This is a genomic window from Oleiphilus sp. HI0043, assembly GCF_001634935.1.
The window spans coordinates 1-676 of record NZ_LWEY01001948.1; the positions used below are offsets into that span (position 1 = coordinate 1).

Sequence of the window (676 nt, forward strand, 5' to 3'; positions counted from 1 at the left end):
TACTTATCACCGCATTGTTAGGCCGAATATTCTATCTGAGCCTGAAGATTCACCCTATGCTACGAATCATTTTGCTGCCCAAGAGCAATTAAAATCAAAAACTGCCCCTGTCGCGCCAATGTCTTTACTAGAAATTCAGTAGGCCGGCTGGTGAGTTCAGAAACTGATGAAAGCTTAATAACGCTATTTGAAGATGCTAATCTTCTTGCCGTTCATAAGCCAGCTGGTATCCCTTTTCACTGTGATGACCTACTTCAAGGGATTGTGCAAAAGGTTAGGCTTCAGTTCGAATCTGAGCAGCTTTTCCCTGTTCATCGCTTAGATAAAATGACTTCTGGATTGATGGTTTTCGCAAAGACTCAGGCCTCGAACAAAGCAATAAGTGAAATGCTCCAGAATAAAACCATCGAAAAGTACTATCTGGCACTGAGTACTAAGAAACCAGGTAAAAAGCAGGGGGCGGTTGCCGGTGATATGGTTAAAGGGCGTCGTGGTAGTTATTTGCTTCGTCGAGAAAAAACTAATCCTGCTGTGACTCGTTTTTTCGCCAAGGCGCTCGACCCGATGTTGAATAAAGATACTGAACTGAGCACGAAAGAAGGCTATTGGCTATTTGCATTAAAGCCAGAAACCGGTAAAACTCATCAGCTTCGTGTAGCCTTAAAGTCACTAGCGA

General features: G+C 43.3%; 1 protein-coding gene. It reads left to right on the plus strand.

Translation table 11 applies throughout. From position 1 onward, the window contains the following. Positions 1–150: 150 nt before the first annotated feature. A partial coding sequence (locus A3729_RS30180) for a pseudouridine synthase (protein WP_068634584.1) occupies positions 151–676 on the plus strand: 526 nt, incomplete at its 3' end.